The 26,353-nt window shown below is 63.1% G+C and carries 21 protein-coding genes; 16 read left to right on the top strand and 5 right to left on the bottom strand.

Going from position 1 to position 26,353, the window contains the following annotated elements:
* Nucleotides 1-42 precede the first annotated feature (42 nt).
* On the bottom strand, nucleotides 43-1,899 hold the full coding sequence (locus AC04ME_RS06205) for a DUF262 domain-containing protein (RefSeq protein WP_475434115.1): 1,857 nt from the start codon (nucleotides 1,897-1,899) through the stop codon (nucleotides 43-45).
* A gap of 42 nt (nucleotides 1,900-1,941) precedes the next feature.
* Between AC04ME_RS06205 and AC04ME_RS06200 the strand changes: the two genes are divergently transcribed.
* Nucleotides 1,942-2,763: a GIY-YIG nuclease family protein gene (locus AC04ME_RS06200; protein WP_475434442.1), complete on the top strand. Its 822-nt coding sequence runs from the start codon at nucleotides 1,942-1,944 to the stop codon at nucleotides 2,761-2,763.
* Nucleotides 2,764-2,910: 147 nt separating this feature from the next.
* On the top strand, nucleotides 2,911-3,480 hold the full coding sequence (locus AC04ME_RS06195; protein WP_475434113.1) for a hypothetical protein: 570 nt from the start codon (nucleotides 2,911-2,913) through the stop codon (nucleotides 3,478-3,480).
* A 147-nt stretch (nucleotides 3,481-3,627) separates the two neighbouring features.
* Here AC04ME_RS06195 and AC04ME_RS06190 read toward each other — a convergent pair whose 3' ends face one another.
* Nucleotides 3,628-3,888 (bottom strand): DUF3892 domain-containing protein, encoded by a 261-nt coding sequence (locus AC04ME_RS06190; RefSeq protein ID WP_475434111.1) that lies wholly within the window; start codon nucleotides 3,886-3,888, stop codon nucleotides 3,628-3,630.
* A gap of 186 nt (nucleotides 3,889-4,074) precedes the next feature.
* On the opposite strand from AC04ME_RS06190, the gene AC04ME_RS06185 reads away from it, so the two are divergent.
* The 14 genes from AC04ME_RS06185 to AC04ME_RS06120 all read left to right on the top strand — a co-directional run bounded on the left by AC04ME_RS06185 (nucleotide 4,075) and on the right by AC04ME_RS06120 (nucleotide 22,036).
* Nucleotides 4,075-6,075: a hypothetical protein gene (locus tag AC04ME_RS06185; RefSeq protein WP_475434109.1), complete on the top strand. Its 2,001-nt coding sequence runs from the start codon at nucleotides 4,075-4,077 to the stop codon at nucleotides 6,073-6,075.
* A gap of 8 nt (nucleotides 6,076-6,083) precedes the next feature.
* Nucleotides 6,084-7,682, top strand: coding sequence for a class I SAM-dependent DNA methyltransferase (locus AC04ME_RS06180; RefSeq protein WP_475434107.1), 1,599 nt, complete (start codon nucleotides 6,084-6,086; stop codon nucleotides 7,680-7,682).
* Nucleotides 7,679-8,863 carry a restriction endonuclease subunit S gene (locus AC04ME_RS06175; RefSeq protein ID WP_475434105.1) on the top strand — a complete coding sequence of 395 codons (1,185 nt, stop codon included), beginning with the start codon at nucleotides 7,679-7,681 and terminating at the stop codon, nucleotides 8,861-8,863. Before AC04ME_RS06180 ends, AC04ME_RS06175 begins: the two co-directional genes overlap by 4 nt.
* Before the next feature lie 23 nt (nucleotides 8,864-8,886).
* Complete coding sequence (locus AC04ME_RS06170) at nucleotides 8,887-9,504, top strand: hypothetical protein (RefSeq protein ID WP_475434103.1); 618 nt, start codon at nucleotides 8,887-8,889, stop codon at nucleotides 9,502-9,504.
* Between the two features lie 14 nt (nucleotides 9,505-9,518).
* Complete coding sequence (locus AC04ME_RS06165; protein WP_475434101.1) at nucleotides 9,519-10,685, top strand: GTPase family protein; 1,167 nt, start codon at nucleotides 9,519-9,521, stop codon at nucleotides 10,683-10,685.
* Nucleotides 10,686-13,880, top strand: coding sequence for a type I restriction endonuclease subunit R (locus AC04ME_RS06160; protein ID WP_475434440.1), 3,195 nt, complete (start codon nucleotides 10,686-10,688; stop codon nucleotides 13,878-13,880). It abuts the gene before it with no gap.
* A gap of 104 nt (nucleotides 13,881-13,984) precedes the next feature.
* A complete protein-coding gene (locus tag AC04ME_RS06155) occupies nucleotides 13,985-15,316 on the top strand; it encodes a restriction endonuclease (protein ID WP_475434099.1) in 1,332 nt (443 codons plus the stop codon).
* Nucleotides 15,317-15,600: 284 nt separating this feature from the next.
* Nucleotides 15,601-16,638 carry an antitoxin VbhA family protein gene (locus AC04ME_RS06150; RefSeq protein WP_475434097.1) on the top strand — a complete coding sequence of 346 codons (1,038 nt, stop codon included), beginning with the start codon at nucleotides 15,601-15,603 and terminating at the stop codon, nucleotides 16,636-16,638.
* Nucleotides 16,639-16,697: 59 nt separating this feature from the next.
* Complete coding sequence (locus tag AC04ME_RS06145; RefSeq protein WP_475434095.1) at nucleotides 16,698-17,012, top strand: hypothetical protein; 315 nt, start codon at nucleotides 16,698-16,700, stop codon at nucleotides 17,010-17,012.
* A gap of 762 nt (nucleotides 17,013-17,774) precedes the next feature.
* Nucleotides 17,775-18,092: a hypothetical protein gene (locus AC04ME_RS06140; protein ID WP_475434093.1), complete on the top strand. Its 318-nt coding sequence runs from the start codon at nucleotides 17,775-17,777 to the stop codon at nucleotides 18,090-18,092.
* A 13-nt stretch (nucleotides 18,093-18,105) separates the two neighbouring features.
* Nucleotides 18,106-19,026 (top strand): hypothetical protein, encoded by a 921-nt coding sequence (locus tag AC04ME_RS06135; protein ID WP_475434091.1) that lies wholly within the window; start codon nucleotides 18,106-18,108, stop codon nucleotides 19,024-19,026.
* 74 nt (nucleotides 19,027-19,100) lie between these two features.
* Complete coding sequence (locus tag AC04ME_RS06130) at nucleotides 19,101-20,093, top strand: tyrosine-type recombinase/integrase (protein WP_475434089.1); 993 nt, start codon at nucleotides 19,101-19,103, stop codon at nucleotides 20,091-20,093.
* Nucleotides 20,090-20,275, top strand: coding sequence for a hypothetical protein (locus AC04ME_RS06125; RefSeq protein ID WP_475434087.1), 186 nt, complete (start codon nucleotides 20,090-20,092; stop codon nucleotides 20,273-20,275). Before AC04ME_RS06130 ends, AC04ME_RS06125 begins: the two co-directional genes overlap by 4 nt.
* Before the next feature lie 18 nt (nucleotides 20,276-20,293).
* Entirely contained in the window at nucleotides 20,294-22,036 is a 1,743-nt protein-coding gene (locus AC04ME_RS06120) for a hypothetical protein (RefSeq protein WP_475434085.1), read from the top strand.
* A 484-nt stretch (nucleotides 22,037-22,520) separates the two neighbouring features.
* On the opposite strand, the gene AC04ME_RS06115 is transcribed toward AC04ME_RS06120, so the two are convergent.
* Genes AC04ME_RS06115 through AC04ME_RS06105 form a run of 3 tightly spaced genes read right to left on the bottom strand, consistent with a single transcriptional unit; the run spans nucleotide 22,521 to nucleotide 26,267 of the window.
* Nucleotides 22,521-24,605: a hypothetical protein gene (locus AC04ME_RS06115; RefSeq protein ID WP_475434083.1), complete on the bottom strand. Its 2,085-nt coding sequence runs from the start codon at nucleotides 24,603-24,605 to the stop codon at nucleotides 22,521-22,523.
* Nucleotides 24,595-25,230, bottom strand: a complete 636-nt coding sequence (locus AC04ME_RS06110) for a hypothetical protein (protein ID WP_087132402.1) — start codon at nucleotides 25,228-25,230, stop codon at nucleotides 24,595-24,597. The genes AC04ME_RS06115 and AC04ME_RS06110 overlap by 11 nt, the downstream gene beginning before the upstream one ends.
* Nucleotides 25,227-26,267 carry a hypothetical protein gene (locus AC04ME_RS06105; RefSeq protein WP_087132401.1) on the bottom strand — a complete coding sequence of 347 codons (1,041 nt, stop codon included), beginning with the start codon at nucleotides 26,265-26,267 and terminating at the stop codon, nucleotides 25,227-25,229. Before AC04ME_RS06105 ends, AC04ME_RS06110 begins: the two co-directional genes overlap by 4 nt.
* Nucleotides 26,268-26,353: the final 86 nt, after the last annotated feature.

Below are 26,353 nucleotides of genomic sequence, written 5' to 3'. Positions count from 1 at the left end.
GCCGACGTTACGACCGCCCTCGCCTACTCAAGATCCGTGAAGTCACTCCTCGAGCGCCGCGTCGAGGTCGGTCCCGTCATACTCCTCGACCAGCTCCGTCGTCGGCTGCGGCTGCGGCTGTGAACCCGACGAGAGCTTTCGCCGAATCCGCTCCCCCAGCGCAGTTCTCCGCGCCTCGAAGAAGCGGGGGAACTCACTAGCATCGTGCGGCAGCTCGGTTAGCTCATTGAGGGTCTTGTAGCTGCTCATCAGTTCTGGCGTCGGGTATGCCCGAGCTGCCCATTCGTCGGGTGCGGTCGCGGACTTGTCGATGTTCTCGGGGCCGGCGAGGAGCTGCAGGTTCGCGAAGCGGTCTCGTCGTTCGTTGAGATCGTCGATGACGTCGCGGGTGAGGCCTTGGCCCTTCAACCGCTTCGGATCGAGGAGCGCGCGCGGGAAGACGTGATCGACGTGGAACTGGTTGCGCGTGTCGACGTGGTCGAAGAGCATCGCGAGGACCGCGTACGTGCGCGTTCCGCCATACGAGAGGTCGAGAACGTCGTCGATGAGCTCGTCCGTGACTGCGAGAGACTTACCTCGGAGGGCCATCGTTCGCTCGATCTCCGCGGCAGGGAACCCGGAAGCCCCGTGGTCGTCGAGCACGGTGCGGATGTCCCGCAGCAGGGTATCCAGACCCGATCCCCAGATCCCACGCACGATGAGGGAACGAAGTACCCAGGACCGGAGCAGGGCGCGGTCAGAGGAGTGGGCAACCGCCGTGCGGTAAGTGTCCTCGAGCCCACGCGTGTGGATGTAGTAGGCAACCGGGATGACCACGCTCTTCGCCGACAAGGTGGCGTCCGAGAGCCCGAAGTCACTGAGCAGCCCCACCGCCGTCTTGAGCGAGTTGCCGATGTCGTCCCACTGCCGGTCGAGTTCGGTCATGTTGTCGGCAGTGAAGTTCTTCACCTTGAACGCGATGTCGTTGATCCCGGCGAGCATCAGGCCCGCCTTGAGAACAACATCCTGCGAAAAGCTAAACCCGGACCCCGTTGCGTTCAGTGCATCGACGAGTCCATGGATCGCGCTGCGGGCGTCGCGGTCCTTCCATTGCGCTGTCGCGATGGACAGCAGGAGGTCGCTGTACGAAAGCACGGTGCCGCCGGAGTTGACGCGAATGAAGATGTCGAGAACACGTTCGACGTCCTGGTCGGTCTCCTCATACATGTGCAGGCTCTCCTTGGCATGCACGGCGTGGTACAACTCTCCAAGTACGTCAATCGCGAAGGTGTGATTGCCGAGACCGATCTCCGCGAGATCACGCATGGGCTGCATCGCGTTCGCGGCGTCGAACACCTTGCTGACTGGGAACCAATGGTGTGCGGGGTCGTCGGCGGAGTCCCGCACCTGTTCGTCTGTAAGCAGTCGGAAGTCATACCGAAGTCCGGCGTCGTTGGCCGCGGCCTCAGCGAGGATGTTCAAGTAAAGTCGCCGGGTCGGATACCCGCGCGCAGTGTTGTGTCGAGCGTACTTCTCCCGGACGGCGTACGACCCCCGCAAGCCGATGTTCAACGAAGTGAGCCTCTGCTGCCCATCCAGAACCGCAGTGAACCTGCGGCCGGGAAGATCAAGATCAGGGTTGTGGCGGTTGTCGAACTGGGAGTAGTCCTTCAAGAACCCGTAGAACTTGAACTTCGCTACCGTCTCCGGCTCAATTCGCCACGCCAGGAAACTCCCAATCGGGTAGCCGCGGAGCACCGAATCGAACAACCGGACAACCTGCGACGGCTTCCACACGTACTCACGTTGGATGGCAGGCAGGACAAGGTCATTGGTCTGAATGCCGCGAAGTGTCTCAGCGATAGTCTTCGGAGGAAGGTGGCCCATAAGGTCGACGCTACCGGGTGCCACCGTCATCATGCGCGCGACCATGACCACTGCGTGGAGAAGGGAACCCCCGTGATGCTGCATATCGCAATCGCCGAGGCGCTCGAGTCGACCGGACGAGCCATGTCGCCGGCGGAGATTGCCGAGCACATCAACCGACGCGGCCTGTACTCGCGACGCGACGGGTCGCCACTCCCGGCGAATCAGGTAAGCGCGCGCATCCGACGATATCCAGCACAGTTCTCAACCACACCCTCGGGAATCCAGCTGAACAACGTTCACGCCCCAGCAGTAGAGGCCTCGCCGATCCCCCCGTCAACCGAGGACACTGCTCCGACGCTGTGGTCCGCAACGAATCCGGGCGCTATTGCCAGCCGTCTGCTTGCCCGCGATGCGTTCCGTTCCGCAGCAGACATCGATGGTGAGGTGCCCGACTTGACCGGGCTCTACGCAATACGCATCAAGGATGCAAGCTATCTGCCCTCGCCCTACCGTGAAGCCGCGGTCGCGCGAGGAACCGATCTGCTCTACCTTGGCCAAGCAACCCGTCGTACCCTCCGTCGCAGGTTCGTCGGGAACGAACTGCGCGGGAAGGGGCACGGCACCTTCTTCCGGGGCATCGGCGCCGTCCTTGGATACAGGCCACCGGTCGGATCGCTCATCGGCAAGGCCAACACCCGGAACTATCGCTTCTCCCCGGCTGATACCGACGCCATCATTGGCTGGATCAACCACCATCTTGAGGTCTCGTGGGTCACCCTCGATGTCGACGACATCCACCAGACGGAAGTCGCACTCATCCGCGTGCACCGGCCTCTACTGAACCTCCGCGATAACCCTGCTGCCCTCCCTGAGCTTTCAGCGCTACGACGCGCTTGCAGTGTGATCGCAATGTAACCTGCGACTTGGGCGTGATCTGATCACGCGTTCTCGACTCGTCTCGGTCGGATCATCTAGCGGCCGACCGGTGCACACCGTCCGACCAAAAGCGACGGAGGAATCATCTTAGGTCGCCGGCAAAACGACGACCGATAGGCTCACGGCATGACGATGGTCGAGCCTCCTCCGCTGGACCCGCTGATCGGTGACGAGCGGTTACTCGGAGTTGACGCATCGGTCTCTGACTTCTGGCGGTTCGCACTGCCCGACGTCACGACGAACAATGTTCGTGGGTGGCTGGCCGAATACCTCGTCTGGCGTGCCACTGGGGTCGAGCGACCCGTGCGCGTCGAATGGGATGCGTTCGATGTGTTGTGGGGTGACATCCGCATCGAGGTGAAGTCCAGCGCACTGGTGCAGCGGTGGGCACAGCGCCAGCCGTCCACGCTCGCGTTCTCAGGTCTCCGCGGAAAGCTTCTCGACCCGATGACGAACACATACGCGGTCGAGTCGACCTACAACGCGGACGTCTACGTTCTCGCCGTGAACCTCGCCGGGCGAGAGCAGTTCAACCAACTCGACATCGGGAACTGGCGATTCGCCGTGCTCTCGCGCGTTGTACTCGAAGCAACCGGGCAGTCGACTCTTACTTGGGTGCGAGCACAGCAGCTCGCCGCCGCAGTCGTCGGTTACCACGAGCTCGCGGCGGCGATCCAAGAGGCTTCCGCTGGATAGCGTTGGTGTTCCGCGGGCCAGCGGAACAACCTGTCGAATTACCAAGCGCCACAGCGGTTCGCTGGGACGGCGGGCCCCCACCCGCCGCCTTCCCAGCGAACCCGCGACACGAGATCGACTCGGTCGCGCCCCGTCCGGACCTGTCCCCTACAGGTTCGGAAGGTCGTCGAGGTTGTTCCGGGTGGTGGAATCCCGGTCGGTGCGCAGGTACTTGCCCGTGGCGCCCTGAACAACGCGAACCTCGGTCCGCTTCTCCGGCCACTGCACGAAGTACGTGTGCGCCCGGGACTCGATGTCACGGATCGCATCGGCCATCGGCCTCGGCGACCAGTACTGGCCCGGGTATCCGACAGCGGTGATATTCCCGCGGGCGTCCTTGCGGGTGTGAGTAATGCGGCGATCTGCCATGATCTGTCCTCCTGGCATGTGAGTAATGCTGCTGAGGTGTTGCTGGCTGGCGACCCTCACGAGCCGCTCATCGACCCGCAGCACTGACGATAGGAAGAAGCCCGACCACGAATGCACTGATCACTGATAAGGCCACTTATCAGCGCGGTCAGTGTAATGTCGTAAGGTTTCGCTAACTTGATTGTTATGACCACCATCGCCTCACTCGAGAACGAGGACACGCCACCGCGGCTGCTCGTGTCGATGCAGGGTATTGCGGACCTCGCGCATGTCCGGCGTCCAGTCGTGTCAATGTGGCGGCGTCGCTTCCGCGAAGGGCTGGAGGCCTTTCCCGAACCGATTCGCGGGGACCATCCGGGGTTGATGTTCGATGCGTCGGAGGTGGCTCAGTGGCTGAAGGCCACGGGTCATGGCAACAACGTCGATGCAAGCGCTGACGCCGCCGCAGCGGCCACGCCCGCCGGCCTGATGTTCTCTGATCCCGCGCACGTCGAGGAGCTCGAGGCTCTTGTCATCCTTCAAATTCACCTCGGGCCGCTGAAAGGGCTTTCGGGTAGCGCCCTACTCGAAGCCGCGATGCAGGTAGATCCCTATGACCTGTCGATCCGGACAGAGGTCGAACGTCATGTTTCCGGCGAGAACGACTGGACGGACTTCGCGGATCGGATCATAGACGCCGCGTACTCCCCAGCTGGCGCACTAGAAGTCATCACTCAACGGTCTTCGGCTGCCGCATCCGCGTCTGGCCCTGCCGCTCCTCTCAGCACCGAAGCCGCTGATCTGCTCGCGGCGCTCGTCGCAGCCCTGCCCGCGCACACGGCCGTCATCGACGACGGTATCGACGCACCGCTCGGTGTCCCCCTCACCTCGGCCTCGAGCGACGACCCGACGATCCGTCTTGGGTCGGGCACCCACACGCGTCGTCTCCGCCGACGGATGATGGCACTCGGCGTATGGGTCTCGGACAGCGACCATCGGACCGGGGTCATGCACGTCGACCGGCTCCCCCACCAACCGAATGACAGCGACGTTGTCGCTCTGACGACCCTGGATGAATCCGTCCTGCAACTGGGCGCGGACGACGTCGCGGTGATCATTGGCCCCGCACGCATCCTCACCGAGCCGCTCCGGCACCGAGAGCGCGGCATTCGCGCCGACGCGCTGCGAACGGATCGCGTACGAGCAATCGTCCGTCTTCCCGCCGGTCTTGTTCCCGGGTCCACCCGTGAAGCGCTCGCGCTCTGGGCACTCGGACCGATTCCAGCCGATGTGCCAGTGGAGGATCGATACACAGCAGTTGCCGATCTCACCGACACGAAGCTCACCTCCACTCGCCAAGCGGACCTCGTCAGCGACCTCGTCGCGTGTATGGGGACGTGGCAACAGACGCGTGCGCGCGCTCACCGGTTCATGTCGCTCCAGCGCACGTCTTCCCTGCGAGTTCGACCTGGCTCACTCGTCACACGCACGCCCGCGCGACCCACCACGTCCAATGCACAAGAACTCGCCGCCCACGTCAAGAACGCAGCGCTTGCAGTCGACAGCGACCGCCCAGACGTCGACGTCATCGAAGAACAGAACCCGACTGCAGTCCCTCCGGCTTCACTCATGGATCTCATCCGCGAACGCCACGCCCGTCTCATCCCCGGTACGCGTATCTCACCTGACGATCTAGGGCCAACCGGACTCCGCGTCATCCTGAGTGAGCACCTCGATAACCCCATCAGTATCGGCAATGTGGGCATCGACCCACTCGTCTACGCGGCGCAATACCCCGGCTCACAGCCCACACAGCCCGGCGACGTCGTGTTCCGCACCGGACCGACTACGGCGGCATGGGTCGACCACGCTGGAGCGTCCGTCGTCGCATATCCTGCTCGGATCCTTCGCATCCGGCGAGCCGACCCTGGCGGACTCATCCCGGAACTCGTCGCGCAAGACATGGCGGCACAACCAGCGGGCCCGGGAGCGTGGAAAAGATGGAGGCTCCGCCGGGTTCCGCCCGCTTCCGTAGTCATGCTCCGCCGTGTTCTGGGTGAGATAGCTGCTACACACGCGCGTCTCGAGGAGCGCCTCGCACGACTCGACACCTATACCGCCGCTCTCATCACCGGCATCACCGCAGGTGCCGTTACTCTGACCAAGAGCCACCCCGACGGCGACACCGTCACGGCTGCAGAAAGCTAAGAGGATTCATGCCCCGCACCACCAAGTCCGCGACCGCGGCCCCATCCACCAAGAAGGAACTGAAGGACACGCTCTGGAAGGCCGCCGACAAACTCCGCGGCTCCATGGACGCCTCCCAGTACAAGGACGTCATCCTCGGCCTCGTGTTCCTCAAGTACGTCTCCGACGCCTTCGATGAACGCCGCACTGCCATCCGCACCGAGCTCGAAGCCGATGGCTACGACGCTGACCAGATCAGCGCACTCATCGACGACACCGACGAGTACACCGGCCGCGGCGTGTTCTGGGTCCCTGCCACGGCCCGCTGGGGCCATCTCGCCGAGAACGCCAAGAGCACCGAAGCAGAACGCCCCATCGGCGCGCTCATCGACGAAGCGATGGACGCTGTCATGCACGCCAACCCGCAACTGGCCGGCACCCTCCCCCGCATCTTCAACCGCGAGAACGTCGACCAGCGCCGCCTCGGCGAACTCATCGACCTGTTCAACTCGGCCCGCTTCGCCGGACAGGGGCAGTCAGGCGAATCCGGACGCCGCGCCCGCGACCTCCTCGGCGAGGTTTACGAGTACTTCCTCGAGAAGTTCGCGGCCGCCGAAGGCAAGCGCGGAGGAGAGTTCTACACACCTGCTGGCGTCGTCAGGGTACTCGTCGATCTTCTCCAGCCCACCCGCGGACGCGTCTACGACCCTGCGTGCGGCTCCGGCGGCATGTTCGTCCAAGCCGAGAAGTTCCTCGAAGCACACCACGGTGAGGGCGCCGATATCTCCGTCTATGGGCAAGAACTCAACGAGCGCACCTGGCGGATGGCGAAGATGAACCTCGCCATCCACGGCCTCACCGGAAATCTCGGACCACGCTGGGGCGACACCTTCGCCAGGGACCTGCATCCAGATCTCCAGGCCGACTTCATCATGGCCAACCCGCCCTTCAACATAAAAGATTGGGCCCGAAACGAATCTGACCCCCGCTGGCGCTATGGCGTCCCTCCCGCGAACAACGCCAACTATGCCTGGATTCAGCACATCCTCTCCAAACTCGCACCCGGCGGACAGGCCGGCGTCGTCATGGCCAACGGGTCGATGTCATCTAGCAGCGGCGGCGAAGCTCAGATCCGCGCCGAGATCGTGGAAGCCGACCTGATCTCCTGCATGGTCGCTCTTCCCACCCAGCTGTTCCGCTCAACCGGAATCCCCGTCTGCGTCTGGTTCTTCAGCAAGGACAAAGCCAAGCGTGCTGGCGAAGTGCTATTCATTGACGCCCGCAACCTCGGCCACATGACTGACCGCGCGGAACGAGCCCTCAGCGACGATGACATCACAAAGATCGCGGGCACTTTCCACGCCTGGCGCGGCATCGAATCGGATGCTGCGCACACTGAATATGGCGACGTTCCGGGGTTCGCTTACTCAGCGACGCTAGCCGAGATCAAGAATGCTGGATACGCCTTGACCCCGGGTCGATACGTTGGAGCTTTGGACATCGAAGGCGACCGCGAGCCCATAGAGGAGAAGCTCACTCGGCTGCAGACTGAACTGGATGCCCACATTGCTGAATCGGCGAGCCTCGCCGAGCTGGTGCGCACACAGCTCGGGAGGGTGCTCCGATGACGATGTCCGAGTTGGCCCTTCCGCAGTTACTCTCGGCGGTGATTGACAACCGTGGCCGAAGCTGTCCGACAGCACAAGAGGGCGTCCCCCTCATCGCGACCAACTGCATACGGCGCGACCTACTATTTCCTACGTTTGAGAACGTCCGGTACGTGGACGACGTGACGTACAGAACCTGGTTCAGAGGCCACCCGGCAGCCGACGACATCATATTCGTGTGCAAGGGAGATCCAGGACGGACAGCCTTAGTACCAGACCCCGTGCCGTTCGTCATTGCGCAGGACATGGTTTCGCTGCGACCAAACCGGACACGCATTGCAGGACGGTATCTCTTGTATGCGCTTCGCTCGCCTTTGGTACAAGAGCGCATAAAGAACTTGCACGTCGGCACCATGATCCCGCACTTCAAGAAGGGAGACTTCGGCAAGCTCCTCGTGCCAGTGCATGACTCGCTGGCGGAGCAGCAGGCGATTGCCGAGGTGCTGGGGGCACTCGACGACAAGATCGTCGCAAATATCTCTCTAGCAAACGCGACTGACCGCTACCTTGCAAGTCTTTTCGAGAAGTCGGTGTCAACTGTTCCGGATGTACATCTGGGTACCGTCGCTGATGTGAACAGCTCGACCGTGAGGCCGACCGCAGGAGGATCGCTACGTTACATCGACGTTTCGTCTGTCGGTGTTGGTTCGATGGACTACCCAAACCGCTCAGCTTGGGATGACGCGCCGACTAGGGCGCGTCGACGCGTCGCGCCTGGCGACACGGTCTGGTCCACCGTCCGACCGAACCGTCGCTCTCATGCCCTAGTGCTTGACGACGAACCGGAGCTCGTCGCGTCAACAGGACTCGCCGTGCTTTCGCCCCGCACTATTGGCTACGCCTACCTTTACGAGGCGACTAAGCGCCCCGCTTTCACCGCATACCTCGAGAACGTCGCGGAAGGAAGCACTTATCCAGCAGTACGCGCCGAACAGTTCCTTGGGGCCCCTATCCCGTCGCTAAATGCTTCTGATCGCACCGCATTCGAGAGCATCGCAGCCCCACTGCGGCAGCTGGTCGCGAGCGCTGAACGAGAAACGCGCACGCTCGCCGCTACCCGCGATGCACTCTTGACACCGCTTATGTCCGGAACACTTCGAGTCCGGGACGCGGAATCCGCGGCCTCCGCAGCTGGTGTTTGATCCGCTCGCCCGAGAGAAGCAGCATGAGAAAAAGCCTGTTCCTATGGCCGACGTTGGTAGTCGTCGGCGCAATACTTGCAGCCGGAGCGCTCTTCATCATCCGGCCTCCAGTCGTGGAGTGGGTCGGCGCCACGACCGACAAGAACACTCAGGTGGTCAACGCGATTACGCGCACGCAGGAGGTCGCGCTGGTGACACTCGGCATTGAAGGAATCCGCGAGCGGAAGACTGAGAACGGTCAGTTCCTGTTCCTCAGCATCCCCAACTCACGTGCGGCATTCTTGCGCTATAGCTTCGATGCAAAGCTGGGCATCGACGCCAGCGAAGTGACCATCGATCAGCAACCCGATGGATCGTTCCTCGTATCTATCCCCGCATTCATTGTCATCGGACTCAACAATCAGAACATCGAGGTTGCCGCAGAGAGCACCGATGTCCTCAGTTGGACGACGCCCGAGATCGACAAGGTCGCGATGGTAAACGATGTCTTCGGTGACGAGCTGCAGGCAGAGTATCTCGCCAAGAACGAGGAACTGTTGCGGGATCAGGCACGAGTCTTCTACACGAATATCGCCGCAGCCATCGATCCCGACGCAAACCTGAAGTTCGAGTTCGCACCGGCAGCACCTCCAACAAATTGAAAGTAGAAACAGACATGACCGGCACGCCAGACCCGCTTCCCGCCGACGCACCGAAGGTCGACGACACGCCCTTCCTCGAGGCCAATGAGACAGCTAAGTCACGGTACGGCAGGTTCAACCTCGCCGTAGTCGGCGGCACCGGCGTCGGTAAGTCGTCGCTCATCAACGCTGTCTTCGGACGCGACCTCGCGAAGGTGGGCAAGGGGCTGCCTGTCACTCGTGGAGCCGACTACTACCACGACGATTCCCTGGGCATCTGGGATCTCGAGGGCTTCGAGATCGGCTCGACCACGTCCCCGGCCGATACGCTCCGGGCGAACCTCGCGATTATCGCGAAGCGTCCCGCCGTCGAGCAGATCTCCGTGGTCTGGTATTGCATTCTGTCGAAGGCCGACCGTCTGACACCGCCCGACATCGCCATGATTCGCGAACTCGATGCTGCGGGCCTGCCGGTCATCCTGGTGCTCACAAAGGTCGACTGGTCGAAGAACCCGGTCACGGGCAAACGCAACCCTCCGAAGGACGTGGAGGAGTTCACCTCGTGGTTGGAAGAGCCGGTCGATGCAGAGGGCAATCACATCGAACTTCCGATCCAGAGGGTGATTCTCACCTCAACGCGCGACAGGAACGGAAGGGGCTCGGGGCACGGTCTCGGTGAGCTCGTTGCGGAGACGCTTACGCTTTCGCCTGAAGACGAGAAGGATGCCTTTCGCATCGCCCAGCGACTCAACCTCCCCTGGAAGCGGGAGATGGCCCGTCCGGTCATCGCTGCAGCGGCGACTGCTGCAGCAGCTGCCGCCGCGGTTCCAATTCCCGTCGCCGATGCGGTGGCCCTGGCGCCGATCCAAATGACCATGATGGGTCGCATTGCCGCGATCTACGACCTCGAGCTGAAGACCATGATGTCCGCTTCGGCACTCGCGCAACTTGGAGTACAGATCAGCGGGCAAGCTCTCGCTCGCAGTTTCCTCAAGCTGATCCCGGGCGCTGGCAGTGCCATCGGAGCAAGTATCGCCTTCGCGCTCACCGCTGCGATGGGTGAAGGGTGGGTCAGGCTGTGCGAGGGGATCCATATGGGCAAGATCGACGCGGACAAGATCTCCGAGACATGGGGGGCGTACGCGCCAAACTTCGTCGATGTCATCCGCAGAGCCGCAGGCCAGAAAATGTCAGGAGCATAAATCGTGACCGGGATTCCCGAATCCGCCTGGGAACAAGCGACACTCGACACGCTCGCTGAACCTCTGCTTTGGCATCCGCTCCGCGGCGAGCAAATCGCACCCGGAAGCGGAGAGCGTGAGACGTGGGATGAGCTTCTGATTCGCCCCCGGTTGCTAGGCGCCCTGCAAGCACTCAATCCGACCGTTCCTTTGCACTACCTGCAGCAAGCGGCATCGGAGATCGCGGCGCCTATGTCGCAGGACGCCATTACGGAGAACCACCGGGTCCACGAGTATCTCATTGGCGGGTACCCACTGAGCTATCTCGACCCCGACGGGCAAGAGCGAAATGTGCGGGTTCGGCTTCTCGGCCCCGACCCCGCCGACAACGACTGGCTGGCGGTCAACCAGGTCACCCTCAGACAGGGCGACCTTCATCGCCGCTTCGACGTAGTGCTGTACGTGAACGGGATGCCGCTCAGCATCGTGGAGCTCAAGCGTGCTGGCGCTGCGGGGATAGGGGTCTCATCGGCCCGCGACCAGCTCAATACCTACCTGCGCGAGTTCCCCATGGCTTTTCGCTTCTGCGCGTTCGTCCTCACCAGCGATGGTGTCGACGCGAAGTACGGCACACCGTTCACCCCGCTGAACCACTTCGCCCCCTGGAACGTCGATGACGATGGCGGCAGGCTCCATCAGCCTCGGATCGAGGCTGGTCAGGATGTGCTTCCGCTCGATGATGCGCTGACCGGGCTATACAACCAGGAACGATTCTTGCAGTTGCTGCGCAGCTTCATCGCGTTCGACGAGGGCTCTGAAGGCCTCATGAAGCGGATCGCGAAGCCGCACCAATATTTCGCCGTCGCCAAGGCTGTCGGCAGCACCGTTCAGGCGGTCGAGTCCACCGGCAAGGCCGGCGTCGTCTGGCACACGCAAGGCTCCGGCAAGTCCATGGAGATGGAGCTGTACACGAATCTCGTGGCGCGGCACCCGAAGCTCAGGAACCCCACGGTCGTCCTCGTCACCGACCGCAACGAACTCGACGGCCAGCTGTTCCACTCGTTCGACCGCAGCCTCCTACTGCCCGAGAAGCCGATGCAGGTCACCGAACGCGCACAGCTTCGCACGGAACTGCGTGACCGGGTCACCGGCGGGATCTACTTCACGACACTGCAGAAGTTCGGTCTCAGCAACAAGGAAAAGGAGGCCGGGACCCAGCACCCGCTGCTGACCGACCGACGCAATGTCATCGTCGTCGTCGACGAAGCGCATCGCAGCCACTACGACGATCTCGACGGGTATGCCCGACATCTCCGCGACGCACTCCCGAATGCCACACTCATCGCCTTCACTGGCACACCGATCTCATTTGCCGAGCGTGACACGCGTGCAGTGTTCGGCGACTACATCGACATATACGACCTCACCCGCGCCGTCGCCGACGGCGCGACGGTCCCGGTGTACTTCGAGCCTCGACTCATCAAGGTCGGGTTCAGCGCTGATGCGGCCGAGGAGGACATCGACCGCTCCGCCGACGAGTACACGGTCGGACTGGACGAGACCGAGCGCGCACGGCTGGAGGCCTCCGTGGCAGTGGTGAACGCCGTGTACGGCGCACCGCAGCGCATTGCGACCCTCGCAGAGGATCTTGTCTCTCATTGGGAGGAACGCCGCGAACGGGTGCTCCCGTTTATCGAATCTCCCGGGAAGGCGCTCATCGTCGGCGGCACCCGCGAGATCTGCGCACTCCTCTACGACGCCGTAACCGCGCTCCGCCCCGAGTGGCACTCGGACGCGCTCGACGGCGGAAAGATCAAGGTCGTCTATTCCGGGACTGCCGCAGATCAACCGCCCATCAGCAACCACGTCCGCCGCGACTCCGAGAACGCGGCCATCAAAGAGCGGTTGAAGAACCCGGCCGACGAACTCGAACTCGTCATCGTCAAGGACATGATGCTCACCGGGTTTGACGCTCCCCCGTTGCACACCTTGTACCTGGATCGCCCACTCAAGGGTGCACTGCTCATGCAGACACTCGCCCGTGTGAACCGCACCTTCCGCGGTAAAGCGGACGGACTCCTCGTCGCATATGCCCCGCTGGCGGACAACCTCACCCAGGCACTCGCGGAGTACACGCAGGACGACCAGGAGAAGCGCCCCATCGGTCGCAACGTCGACGAGGCGGCTGCTCTGGCCCTCGAGCTGGTGTCCGACATCAGGGAGATGCTTCACGGGTGCGACTGGCGCGCAGTCGTTCGCCGCGGTGGTCCTCGTGCGCTGATGACCGCGGCGACTCTTGCGACCAACTTCCTCCGCGACAGCGGCAGTCCGCTCAACGATCCGTCGCTGGACAAGCAGACGTTGAAGGCTCGCTATCGTGCGGCCAGTGGCGCGCTGTCTCGTTTGTGGGCGCTTGCCTCGGGACGATCCTCGCTGAGCGAACTGCATGACGAGATCGCGTTCTACGAGGAAGTCCGCGTGTGGATGGCGAAGTTCGATGCTTCGGAGCGTCAAGCGCGTGACGAGCCCATCCCCGAAGACATCCAGCGCCTACTCAGCGCACTCGTGGCGAAGGCGATGGCATCCAACGAGGTCCTCGATATCTACGACGCGGCGGGTCTGCCCCGTCTCACGCTCGACAATCTTGGCCCGGAGTACATCACAGAGGCGCAGAAGGCATCAAACCCCCAGCTTGCCATCGAGGCACTCCGGAAGTCGCTTATCGATGCCAGCACCGCTGCAACACGGGGGAACTTCATCCGGCAGCACGCATTCTCCGAGCGGATCTCGGCGGTCATGACTCGGTACACGAATCAGCAGCTGACCGCCGCGGAAGTCATCGCCGAGCTCGTCGCTTTGGCCAAGGACGTCGCCGCCGAGGCGTCACGAGGATCTCGCTTTGCTCCGCCCTTGAGTAGCGACGAGCTGGCGTTCTTCGATGCTGTGGCGACGAACGAATCCGCCGTCGATGTCCAGGGCGAGGGCGGGCTCGCAGAGATCGCGCGCGAGCTTGTGATTGTGATGCGCCGGGATGTGCGCACAGACTGGACAGTCCGCGATGACGTCCGCGCCAAGCTACGCTCATCCATCAAACGCTTGCTCGTCCGATACAAGTACCCGCCGGACAAGCAGCCCGAAGCCATCAAACTGGTGATGGATCAGATGGAAGCGATGGCGCCGCGATACGCCGAGGAACGGGACAACGCACAACCGTAGTGGACGAAACGCTGCGGAGGCGGGCAGGACTTCGGCGGCCTTGCAGCTAGCGCGGTGAGCGAGACGTCGCATCCGTCTGCATCGCTGGATGAGGGAGAGAGCACATGAGTGAATCAGAGACAACAACAACGCGTGCTGCTCGGAGACGCGATGCGTCCATCGAGAACATCTCGTGGGACCTGCTTCGATTGATCTTTCTCCGAGAGGGAGAGATCTCCGGCCGAGCATGGCCGGCATCGACCGAAGACGCCCCCGCTGCCGTGCGCGAGCACCTCGTCAATGTCCTCTCGGTTCTGTCCTCGTCGCTCTCCGGCCTCGATGAAGAGCTGCGCGACTCGTTGATGTCGGTGTACTTCGCCAGCGCGAAGAAGACACGGTCTGAAGACGCCCAGCACGAGCAGGAAGCCGCTGATCTCACGTACGAAGCGGTTCGTGATCGAATCCGAACGGAAGTCGGACGCCACGGCGGCAATGCCCACTGGGAGCTGTCCGAAGACGTGCGCTTGGTCGTAGAGCAGATCGTCTCGGAGCCTTGGTCTCCGATCCCGCAGGACCAGGTCACAGCGATTTATCGGGAGATTGGTCGGATATGTGGACCGCTGCTGCTGACCATGGGTCTCGACGGTTTCCCGGATCTTCCTGACACCGCAACTAACGCGCTGAGACCCGTCATCGAAGCTCGCGTGGAGATCGCCCCCGTCTTCAATGAGCTCACACATGAACTCAAGCTTCCCGAACTCGGGATCGTCGCGAGTGAGTGGGCGAACGAACTCGTTGCAACGCTTCGAGCGTCGAGTCAGCGGTACTACTACGGTCGAGACCCACTCGCCCCGCTCCCCACGCTCGCAGAAGCTCGCGCAGTTGAGATCGAACGGCGAGCTAATCGTCGGGCCGAGCTGAACGAGAAGGCGGAATCCGCGGTCGACCGCATCGTCCGTCCGATCCTCACGTCCTACAAGGATCATCTCGAGAGGCTGGTCGCCGCCGAGATGGACGCCGCTGCGGAGCGTGAACGTGAACGTGAAGATGCTGCCCGCCGAGCGGCCGCCGGTTTCGACCGGCCGAAGCCCCAGCGATACGGCGTTTCTCCTCGAGGTGCGGAACTGTGGGTGACCGATGCGCTCCGATGGATCGGACTCCATGACGCCGAGACGACCCAGCAAACAGCCGACGGCGGAGTCGACGTCATCGCCGATGGCTTCGCCGTCAGCGTCAAGAACTACGCCGGCGCTGTTCCCGTCGAGGAAGTTCGTGAGATCTTCGGAGTCGGAGTGGCAGTCGGACGGGTCCCGCTCCTGTGGACCTCTGGGACACTCACAACTTCAGCACAGCAGTTCGCCGATGTTGCTCCTGTTGGTGTCATTCAGTACGACGTAGGAACTGCAACCTGGACGCCACTCAACGACGCAGCCGCCGAGTTTCTCGCTCGTTTCTGAGACCTATCCGGAGAGGTCTGCGCACGGCGACCACAACGCCAATTAGATCCTTGCGACGCGAGCCTCAGTGGTCCCCGCGCTGAACGAGGACAGACGCTGATCCTCAGCGAGCCTTCCTCGGTTCCGGCAATCCTGCGCTCCGCAACTCTCTTCAACCGACCCGGGCGATTCGCCGGCGTCGAGATCTCTGCTCGATTCGCCGATTCATCGACAAGTCGCGCGACGGCTCTGCCCTTGCACGCCACCGACATGTGACGCTGGTCGTCACCGTGCGCGCGAGCAGGATGTATCGCGTCGCTGACTCGATCGGAGACCCCGTGGATGCCCTGGAACACGCAGCCGACATCACGTTGCCAGACCAGCGAGTCCGGGTGTTAGGGGATGTTCACGGCAACGTCGGTTGGATCCGGATGCTGGCGAGGGCACTCCCCCACCTCGCGCCGGACGTGACGACCATCTTGCAGCTCGGCGACTGGTCGATGCCCCCGGAAGAGGTCGACGAGGCGCTCACTGAGACGGGCATCACAGGCATCTACGTGACCGGAGGGAATCATGAGCCGTGGGGTGAGATCACCCCACTCATGAACAAGTACCCCGGCGAAGCCGTGCGAGTCTCTAAGCTCGTGTGGCTGCTCCCGCGGCCTGCGCGCCTCACCATCGGTGGGCGCTCCGTGCTGTCACTGGGTGGCGCCGCGTCTGTCGACCGCGAGTCGAGGATCGAAGGGCTGACCTGGTGGCCGCAAGAGGCAATCAGTGACCAGAGTGTCGCCGAGGCCATCGCCGGCGGCCCCGCCGACCTGATGCTCACCCACGAGTCACCTGCCAACACCCCTGTCCGCCCTGTCCGTGAGATCCTCCGCACCAACCCGCATGGCTTCCCGAAGGCGGCGTTGGAGGCGTCCGCGGCGTCGCGCGCGCGGGTCAGCGAGGTCTGGGATGCAGTGCGCCCGGAGCTCCTCGCTCATGGGCACCTGCATGTCGGGGCGGGCGGACAGAGTTCAGATGGTCGTCGCGTGGCGAGTCTCGGGCGCGAAGGTCACGAGTGGAACCTCGGGATCCTCGACATGACTAACCTCAGGATGGCGACGCCGAGCCTGGCCATCCTCCGCGGACTTGCCGACGACGACGGTTCTCGTAAAGCGCGGGAGCAGCGGATGAACAGCGTAGCCGAGTCCCTGTACTCGGGAGTCTTGGACGGATTGAGGCCCTCTGCTCAAGCGCTTCGTGATGCCCAGGACTACATCGACGGACTCCGCAGCCTCGAGGAGATCATCGAGGACGTCCGCCAGCGCCACACTCGAGACCCCGAGGATGAGCAGTGACCGAAGATGAACCGAACCCCTGGGCTCGGATCATCGGCCCCTGCTACACCGTGGTGAGCATGGCCCGCGCCCTCGAATGGACGGAAGCCGAGGTGGTGGAGGCCGGGCGCACGCTTCGGCTCCTCATGCTGCTCACTGATGACGACGTCAATCTCTTCCCTGCGTTCCAGCTACGCGACGGCAGGGTGGTCGAAGGGTTGACCGAAGTCCTTCGCGTTCTGCAGACCGGAACTCAGAGTCGCTGGACCTGGGCGCAGTGGTTGAACACGCCCTACCCTGACGGCGAAGCGACCGCCATCGAGAAGATGCTCGCAGGCCGGCTCGACGAAATTCTTCTGGAGGCGAGGCACGACGCGTGGTCGTGGAGTTCCTGAGGGGTCCTCCAGTGGCGAGTGACCACACGGTGCGACCTAGCTAAGCTCGTCGCGCTTCTCGGAGGAGTCGGTGCAGCTGACGAGTGCGAACCATCTCCAGCCGACCGCTTCGCAGTCTCAGCAGTTGGCGGCCGAGCCAGCGTGCGAGCAGGAACTCCGTTCGATCTGCCGCATGAAGTCGAGGGAGCGTGCGGTGCACAGTGACGAATCGTTCGCATGCTTCGAACTTTTCATTCCACACGCGATCCAGAGGATCCCACTCGAACGCGGGTGAGACGTCGAGCCGAGCACGCTGATAGGCATTGAGGCCACCCTCGAAGCGACGCTGGTATCGAGCCCACTCGCCGAGGTGACGTTCCTCATCCGTGAGGGTCGCCTTGGCACGAGTGTTCTCGCGCGGCGCGCGGCCGAGTTCTCGCCAGTGATCTTCGTACGCATGCAGTGACCTGATCCAGTTCACGGCGCGGCGCTGAGGTACGACCTGGGCGTCGAAGACCAGGGTAACGACCGCGGCGAACCGGTCGGCCACGGGATCGATAGGCCCCTCGGCCCGTCGTAGTCGTTCGGCTTCAGCGTGGAGTTCTGCGGGGGTCGACGCGCGCACAGGGTCCTTTCATGGGCGAGACGGCTCGCCCAATGCACCTATGCGCGGTGTGCCCCGGCAGTCAGACCGCGCCGAGTGCACGCGGCAGTGTCGCTGAGTCGGCGGAGTCGCCGCCAACGGCTTCGTAGGGTTGCTGGCACCTGAAGGGAGGCGCCATCGTGCACATCGACGACGAGCCGCAAGACCGGGTGCTCGACGAGATGGACGGCGTCTTCGTAGTGACCACGGATGACGGCGTCGCCTATCGCCTCGACATGAACGAGCGTCGGGTCACCCGCACGGTAGAGGTGGGCGCAGGAATCCGTGCGGTGCTCGATCCCGAATCCGCCGCACTGGTCGCCGTCGCGACGTGCCGAGTCGGCGACCCGATGGTTCTCCTCATCGACCGAGACGTCCCAGGAGTTTTATTCACTCGCCGCACGTCCGCCACGGTGTTGGTCATCGACCAGGTGCCGCGAACTCCGCTGCCGCAGTAGGAGCGGCCTGACGATGACGTATACCGGCGATGGAAACGAAGCGGGCAACGGATCCTTCGCGCCGAAGAAGGCGGCGCGGTACTGGACGACGCTCGAGCCGGTAGTGACGGCCGCAGTCACGAAGACCGCACGCAGGACCGGTCGAGAGCCACGTTCGCTGTATCCGGTCGCGACGGCGTTCGTGCTGTGGGCGTGGCAGACCAAGGGCCTGGAACTCGACGTCGCACGGATGTTCCGGCGTCGAGTGGTCGAAGAGTACGTCCACCGAGGGATGGAATCGTTCACGCGCGGCAGTAGGGCCACGTATCGGTCCGTCCTCCTCACCATCGTCGACGCCGTGACCCCACCCTCAGAGGTCCCATTCCCCATCCCTCGGTCTGATCCCACTCCGCCATATACCTCAGCCGAGATCGCCGCCCTCCGGAGCTGGGCCAGCGCACAGGGGTCGACTGTCCGCCGTCGGGACGCTGCTGTCCTCCTCGCGATGGGGTTCGGAGCAGGCCTCGCGACCCGGGAGTTATTGTCCGTGCGCACCGGGGACATCGACGTGCGCGGAGACGAGATCCACATTCTGGTGTGGTCGGGGCGACCACGGCTCGTCCCGGTGCTCCCTGCGTGGCAACCCGGACTCCGCGCAGCGATAGGAGAACTGGGCGACGACCAGTGGGTTTTCCGCGTTGGACGCACTGGTGTGCGGTCGGCGCAGGTCACCGACTTCTTGCATCGGGGGCACACGACGAAGCTGGATGTTCGGCCGGCGCGGATGCGGACCACCTGGCTCCTTGCCCACTTGCAGGCCGGAACCCCGCCGCGCGACCTTCTCCGCACCGCCGGGCTCGAGCACCTCGCGGCGCTGGATCGGATTCGACGGTTCCTTCCGTCGCGGGCACCGCTCCCGCCATCGAAGTCGGACCTCACACGTTCTGTGGACTAGGTCGGTGAGTCGTGTTGCGGGTCATGCGACACGCCGTACGCGAGCTTTTTCGAGCAGCCGCGTACAGGGTGGTCATGACCCCAAACCACCGACTCAGCGACATCCTCGACGAGACCGCAGCGCTGCTCGCCTCTCACCCGCAGCTGCCCGAGCTGGCGGCGCCCATCATCGTCAAGTTCCGCCCGAATAGCGCGACGATGGCTGGCGCCTGGGCGGCCACACGGTCCTTCACCGTCGAGACCGCCGCATTGATGTTGCCGCACTCGTTCGATGTGACCCGGCGCCTGATGACGATGTCCCCGTCCTTCCACATGTGGGCCTGGGCACGCACCGGTACCGAGCTGACTATTCCTCGCGTCTACACCCAGAGCAACATCGACCGATTCCTCTCGACGGTTCACAAGAACCGCTCTGAAGGTCACCGGTGGGGCGTGTCCCGCCAGCTCGTGAAGATCGGCCGCGAGCTCGCCGATCCCGACCTCATCGCCATCTCAGCACCGCACGGGATGGTCCGCTCCCCGTTCACCACGAAGCAGATCGCGTCGATGCACAGCTGGGCGAACTCGCTCACAACGGTGAAGAAGCGTCAGAACGCTCAGGCGCTCCTCGGACTGGCCGGCGGTGCCGGGCTGACCGCGGCCGAGATCGTCGAGGTCCGCGTCTGCGACATTCACCGCGACGGCGACGTCGTTTTGGTGGATGTCGTCGGGAAGCGCGGCCGACGCGTGCCCGTCCGTCGCGCCTGGGCTCGAGTGCTGCTGCGCAGCATCGACGGCCGCACCGACACCGACCAGCGTTTGTTCCGTGGCCCGCGGATCGCCGAGTACCCGCCCCGCATCATCCAGTCTTTCCTCACCGACCACCCCGCTCCCGTACGCCCGACTCCGGCAGCGCTTCGTGCAGCATGGCTGCTGCACCACATCAACAACAACGTGCCGCTGCCCGTTCTCCGAGATGTCGCCGGCTTCGAGCACTACACGACCCTCGTCCGCTACTACGAGCACGCGAACGTGCTCGACGTCGCCGACTTCACTGCCCAGCTCGTCGGAGCGGAGGTCGCACGATGACCTCCATCGACATCGACTACTACCGTGCCTTCGACGACAACGACGAATGCGGCATCACCGAGCGTGAGATCCTCGGCCGCGGCCGCAACCTTCAGCAGTTCGACGACTCGACCGTGGCGTTGGTCGAAACTCGCGTCAGGCAGTCCGGCATCCTCGAGCAGCTCGACCGTTGGGCTGCCTAGGATGCCAACCGCGACGGAATGGGCGGACGACCCGCGAGGATCTCTTACCGCGCGCTGCTCACCGCGCTTCTTCTTCTTGCCCAGGAGGGGGCGCCGCTGCACATCCGTCGGGCCGCGTACGTGCTGCAGCACAGGCTCTCCACGAAGTCGAGCGAGCTCCTCGACCTGCCTGAGACGCCCACGAGCTTCGCTACCCATGTCGCCACGACGAAGCGCTGGTATACGAACACGATTCGCGCGTTCCACCGGATGAAGACGCTGATGGACCCATACCCGCAGGAGCTCTACACCGCCAAGACTCACACCCAGATCCAGGAGATCCTTCGCCATCACGACGCAGAGCGTGCGGAGAAGTACAAGGCACGCCTGGACGAGTACACCCGCCTGTTCATCCGCATGACGTTCATGGTTCAGCCTCGAGCCGTCCGTCGCGCCTCGAAGCAGTTGGACGTCTCCTTCGACCAGACCTACATCGGCACACCCACCACCAAGGGGTACAGCCGCAAGCACCTTGCGAGCAAGGTCAAGGCTGAGCAGGGAGCCAACTTCGGCGAACTCTCGCCGGGGCCCGTGGATGCCTTCGCGGGGTGGCATGTGAAGAGCGGAAGAGCTGAGCGGGTCGACAACCAGAAGGGCGAGGTCGACCAGACCGCGCCTGAGCGTGGGAAGTCGGCGGACTATGACTGGGGGTGGGTGGCGAACCTGGCCGTCCGCGTCGATGCCGAACAGCCCGGTTCAAAGCGCTTCCCGAGCCTCGTGGTCGCGGCGTCGCTCAGTATCCCGAACATGGAAGTGGCAGAAGAGGCCGCACACCTCCTCGAGGCCGCAGCGATGCTCGAACTTGCCCCGGGTGTCGCCGACGCTGACAAGCAGTACTGGGCCAACGCCAAGCCGTTTCGACTCCTGAAGCCGGCGTTGAAGACCGGCTTCACTCCGTCCACGGACTACCGATCCGACCGCGTCGGGGTCAAGGGCGGTCAGCACGGCGCCCTATTCGTCGAAGGCGATGCATACTGCCCGAGCACGCCGAAGCCCCTTTTGAACGCCACACCGGATCGCCTGGGCGATGTGATCGACGTCCGAACGCACCGTGCGCGCATCGAAGAGCGGAAGGCGTACCAGTTGCACGTCAAGGAGAAGGCGAAGGTCGCCGATGGAAAGGCGATGCTGCGCTGCCCTGCCCTCGGCCCCAGCCCGACCGTCACCTGCCCTCTCCGCGAGATGATGCTCAGCGCGGCCAAGAAGGCCCGCCCCGAGGTCGAGCCCGAGACACTTGAAGAAGAGTTCCTCGACACCATTTGCAAGAAGCACTCAGCCGCGTTCGACCTCACCGAGATGCAGTCACCCCAGCAGGCCTTCGACTACGGCACCGAGGAGTGGGAGACCTTCCACGACCACGCCCGCAACACCGTCGAGTCCGGGAACGATCAGCTCAAGGCATCGGGCGACGCGGATATCGAGACCGCTGGCCGCCGCCGAGTTCGCGGCATCACGGCAGCGCAGATCCTCGTCACGATCCTGATCGTCAATCACAACCTTCGCAAGATCGCCGCATTCCTGAGCGACCAAGAGATCGAACGAGCGCGCACGACCCCACGCGTGCACACTATCCGCCGCCGCGACCGTGTCTGGGCGAACCGGTACACGAAGACCACGGGTAGCGGTGACCTCACCATCCCGAGGGGCGGTCGAACATCATCTTCGACATCGCCGGGCTCATCTGTGCATGACGTGCTCGCGCTGACACCGATGCGTACCTGAGCTCCTCCCCTCACTGACCACACACGCCGGCGGCATGCCCGGCACGCTCCCCGCAACACCAGGACAATCGAACGCGCCCGAAAGCCGCGCGCGTTCGTTTTCTCGGCCCCAGAATCGGTCAGATCCAACTATCTGAACCGGAATCCAGCGCCGCCGACATGAAAAAGGGAAGGGCGCCTGCTCGAAGCAGGTGCCCTTCCCTTTTCTCTAGCTGTTGTGCAATCAGTACTGCCAACAGCCCTTGTGGTCGGGCTGACAGGATTTGAACCTGCGACCCCTTGACCCCCAGGTACCCGGTTCAGGCCTTTTCCTTGATTTTCCGGGCTTCTCTGCCCCCCAGAAGCCCTGTTTTCACCTCATGCGTTGCATGGTTTGCATGGTTCTGGTCCCGGTTYGGTCCCGGTCAACACAGCTTCCGCAATGCCGCTCCGACGTTTACGCGGGGTTTACGTGGGAAGGTGCGCGGCCTCTTTTGGACAACAGACTAATCTTCGGAGGCGGCTTCAGGCTCGGCTTGCGGGTCCGCGCCGGTCTCATTGTCGATCAGCCCGAAAGGTGCGGTCGCAGGATCGCGTGTGTAACGGACGACGATGTGAGGGTCGACCGCGATCGGTGGGGTGTTATCAACGATGACGATCTGGGCGCCTTGGCCTGCGGCCGCGAGCCAAGCTTCGACGTGGTTGTAGAACCGCTCGACGAGGTGGATGTCTGCGAACTCTGCATCATCGGCAAGCCCACCCAGGTTCTTTTGCGGGGTGTCGATCATGAGGAATCCGGGGTGTGCATGATTCGACTCGTAGGCCGTCTCGAATACCGCAAGCATCCATGCGAGTGTGACGAGGACTTGACCTCCGCTACTGGCCTCCTTGAAGTGCTGGCCGCGAACGTAAGGCACAAGCTTGTCGTCGAGATAGGGCGGGAGCACGCCGGGCTCGTCAACCTTGGGGTAGTTAATCTCATGGAGGATCGTCGAATAGCGAGCGGAGACTGAGCTGATCACTGTGGAGCGGTCTGGGCGATCCTTCGTCTCGCGTTGTTCCTTCCGAAGAGTTTCGAGATTCCGGCGGGCGATGTCGTAGGACGTGAGTCGAGCCTGAAGGCCGGTATGGAGCTTCATGCCGTTCGTGACCTTGTTCCGCAGGACAAGAGTGGCTTGTCGGCGCCGCTCGAGTTCGGTGCGTTCCCCGAGGAAAGGGCTCACGGCTGTTCGCGTAGCGTTGTCGAGCTCCGTGCTGGCTGTCGACTCGGCTTCGGCAGCGTGCAACGCACGCTCACGGAGGCGTGGCAATTCCTCATTCAGCCTCTGCCAGTAGTCGTCGAGTTCCTTGTATCGACGGTTGGCAGCTCGCAGCTCGCGTTTTGCCAGTTCCGCATCGGCGCTCGCCCTCGTGGAGGCATCGGTACCTTCTTCTCCCTCGGGCTTCACCGGCTGGTGGCAGAGGCTGCAGGTGCCGTCCGATCGGATCTCCTGCTGAGGTAGTGGATTGAAGCAAACAGGACAGATGGTCACGTTGAGTTCGTTGAAGACGCTTCCCGCTTCGACAAGCAGAGTCAACTTGCGGACGTCGTCCGCATATTGCGCACGAAGGCTGGCGAATCGATCAATGAGAGAGACACGGTCTCTGACAAGGGCATCGGCTGCCGTCGCCACCGTGGTGAGATTGGCGTGCCGCTGTCGGAGTTGCGTCGCGAAGTCTGATGCGGCTCTCTCTCGAGCGTCAAGCTGGTTGAGTGCCGTCGTAACCTCGGCGAACTCCTTGTCGAGGTCCTCTGCTTCGATCTGAAGTGCTTCGATCGCCTTGGGTTCCTGCTGTTCGACGAATTCCTGCAGGGACTCAATCGACCGTCTCTGGAACTCAAGTGCGGTCTGGGCGTCTCGTACTCGCCGAGCGAGGTCGGCTTGGTCATTGTCGTGCACGCCAAAGATCGCGTCTACAACCTGGCGAAGCTTGAGTTCCTTCATGTAGTTGCCAGTGTGAAGTAGCTGCTGGCTGCCAACTCGCTCGTTGTAGTAGAGGCAGAGCCACATGAGGTCGCGGAAGCTAAGTCGATCAGTTCCGGAATCGTCCTTGGTGGGCGCCTCCTTAAGGTTCACATCCTGAAGTCCGACGGTAGCGAGCAGCCATTGGGAGATGCTGTCGGGGTCGCTAATGGGTTCGACAACATGGCGAACTCCAGTGACCTCGCTCAGCTCATCGATCGGGGACGGATAGAGAGTGACGTTCTTGCCGCCGAGTGCGCGCTCCAGGGTGAAGATGCCGTCAGGCGTCTGAATCTCGAGGAGCACTGCCCGAACCTGACGCTGCACCTCCGAGTGGCTGGGGTAGTCCCAAGCTCCCATCGCGTAGTCGATGAAGCGAAGGACCGCGGTCTTCCCGGTGTTCGTCCGGCCAGCGATGATGCCAAGGGGACGGAGGATCGCGTGCGTCTCATCGAAGAAGTCGACGTCGTAGGGTTTCGTAATACCGAGGAGGCGGAGCCTTCGGATACGGATTCCGCGCACAGGCGCGGAATCCGCCGGGTCCTCGGCAGCGGGCGGCGTCGGTGTCGTGGGGTCTTTATCGGCCATTGGGATCACCCTGGTTGTTCTGGAGGCCCGTGACAGCATCGGAGCCATCCGGGTCGCCGGCGGAGACCCCGTAGAGGTCAAGGACGAGCGACGGGGTGCGCAGCCACCTTCTTGCACTTGCCGCGAGCTGAGGTTCCGAAAGCCTCTTGAGGTGCTGATGCACGACACGCACCGATTCGCGGTACTGATCCGCGTAGAGCGCGCTGAATCTGTCAGCTATTTCTGCCCCTCGTTCGGTGGATCCAAAGCCACCGCCGCGCGGCACCACGAGGTCGTATGCCACGAGGAGGGACAGGTCGTGCTGAAGACGCTGGCGCCTGTTGGCGAAACGCGACCCGGTCGAGGCATACGAGAGTTGGCTCTCATCGAATGAAGCGCGGTGCAAGCGGGCCCGGTCTCGAACGTTCGCCTCTTCGATCATCGCGAAGGGATTGGCCGCGAAGAAGTCGTAGTAGCCGATGCGCTCCAGATCGAGCCCTTTGACATCTGCAGGCGCAACTTCGGCGAGAAGGATGATGAGTTGGGCGAGTCGGAAAGTAGTGTGATCCTCGGGGGCTGTAATCGCCGTCGGGGTTTCCTCGCCATGCCCGCTGTGGAGGAAGAGGGAGCCTAGGGAGTCGTTCACGACTCCGCTCCTTCTGTGGCATCCGTAGATAGTGAGTCGACAGTTGCGGAGTTACCGGACTCGGCATGCTCGCGCGCAACGTCTCTCCAGTCATGCACCCATCCGGCACGAGTGTCGTCGACGATCCGGTGCATCAGGCCAGAACTGTGAACGGGCCGCAACGGTAGCCCGTCTGGCGCCTTGATCGCTCCAGCCTCTCGCATCACGGACGCGAAGAGCTTCCGTGCGGAGCCCGTGTAGTCGCTGGCGCTAGGTGTGGTGGCAGGGTCGGCTACCGCGAGCTCCCAGCTTCCCTGGAGCGTCGCATCGATCTCGTCGACCGCGGCAAGTTGAGCGGGGACGGCTCGTGCCGCCACGTCCCTGACGAGGAGGTCTGCATTGAAGAACGCGTACCGCTGTGCGTCAAGCTCAACAATCCCGGCCACTTCCATCTGTTTGACGAATAGAGCTTCGTCGTATCGCGGAGTCCCGGCTCGCGGGGCGAGCAAGGGCGGCTCCGCTTGCAGTGCGGCCGCGTGATTTTGAAGCACCGAGGCATCCTTGCTGGGGCCGTAGAACTCTTCCCAGACGGCGCGGGCGTCCGGCGACATTAGCTTGCGACGTAGCCGAGATGCATCCCACAGGTCGAACTGCACGTCCGGGTAGGCCTTCGACCACTCTCGGACTTTGTTGTCCCACCATTTCTTCTCGGGCGCGCTGAGCTCACACGCAACGCAGAGCATCCAGGCATCTACGCGGTAGTGGTTCGCCTTCGCATGCTTCATGGCCGAATCGAAGGACTCGCGAATCTGCTGCTTCTGAGAATCGCCGATCTTGTCGTAGAAGTATTTGGACTGCCAGATCATGATCGACTCTGCCAGGCTGCCCACCATGACGTCGATGCCCCAATCCCCAGGGTCGGGGCGGATGTCCGTCGCGGTCTTGTACTCGACTGCAATGAGCGCCGAGAGCATCCTCTGGAACAGCACCCGACCGCCGTCGTCGCTCCCAGCGGCCATCGCATGCACGCGGAAGTCGATCATCGAAGGTTCAGTCATCGGCTTCCTATGCTGTCTCTGCCAACTCCTCTTGCACGGATAGGGCTTCCGTACCAGTGGCCTCATCCTATCGGGAGCCTCTCCCA

It is taken from the genome of Microbacterium sp. LjRoot205 (genome assembly GCF_056175745.1).
Note: the sequence above shows the minus strand (reverse complement) of the source record. Positions and strands in the feature narration are given on the sequence as shown.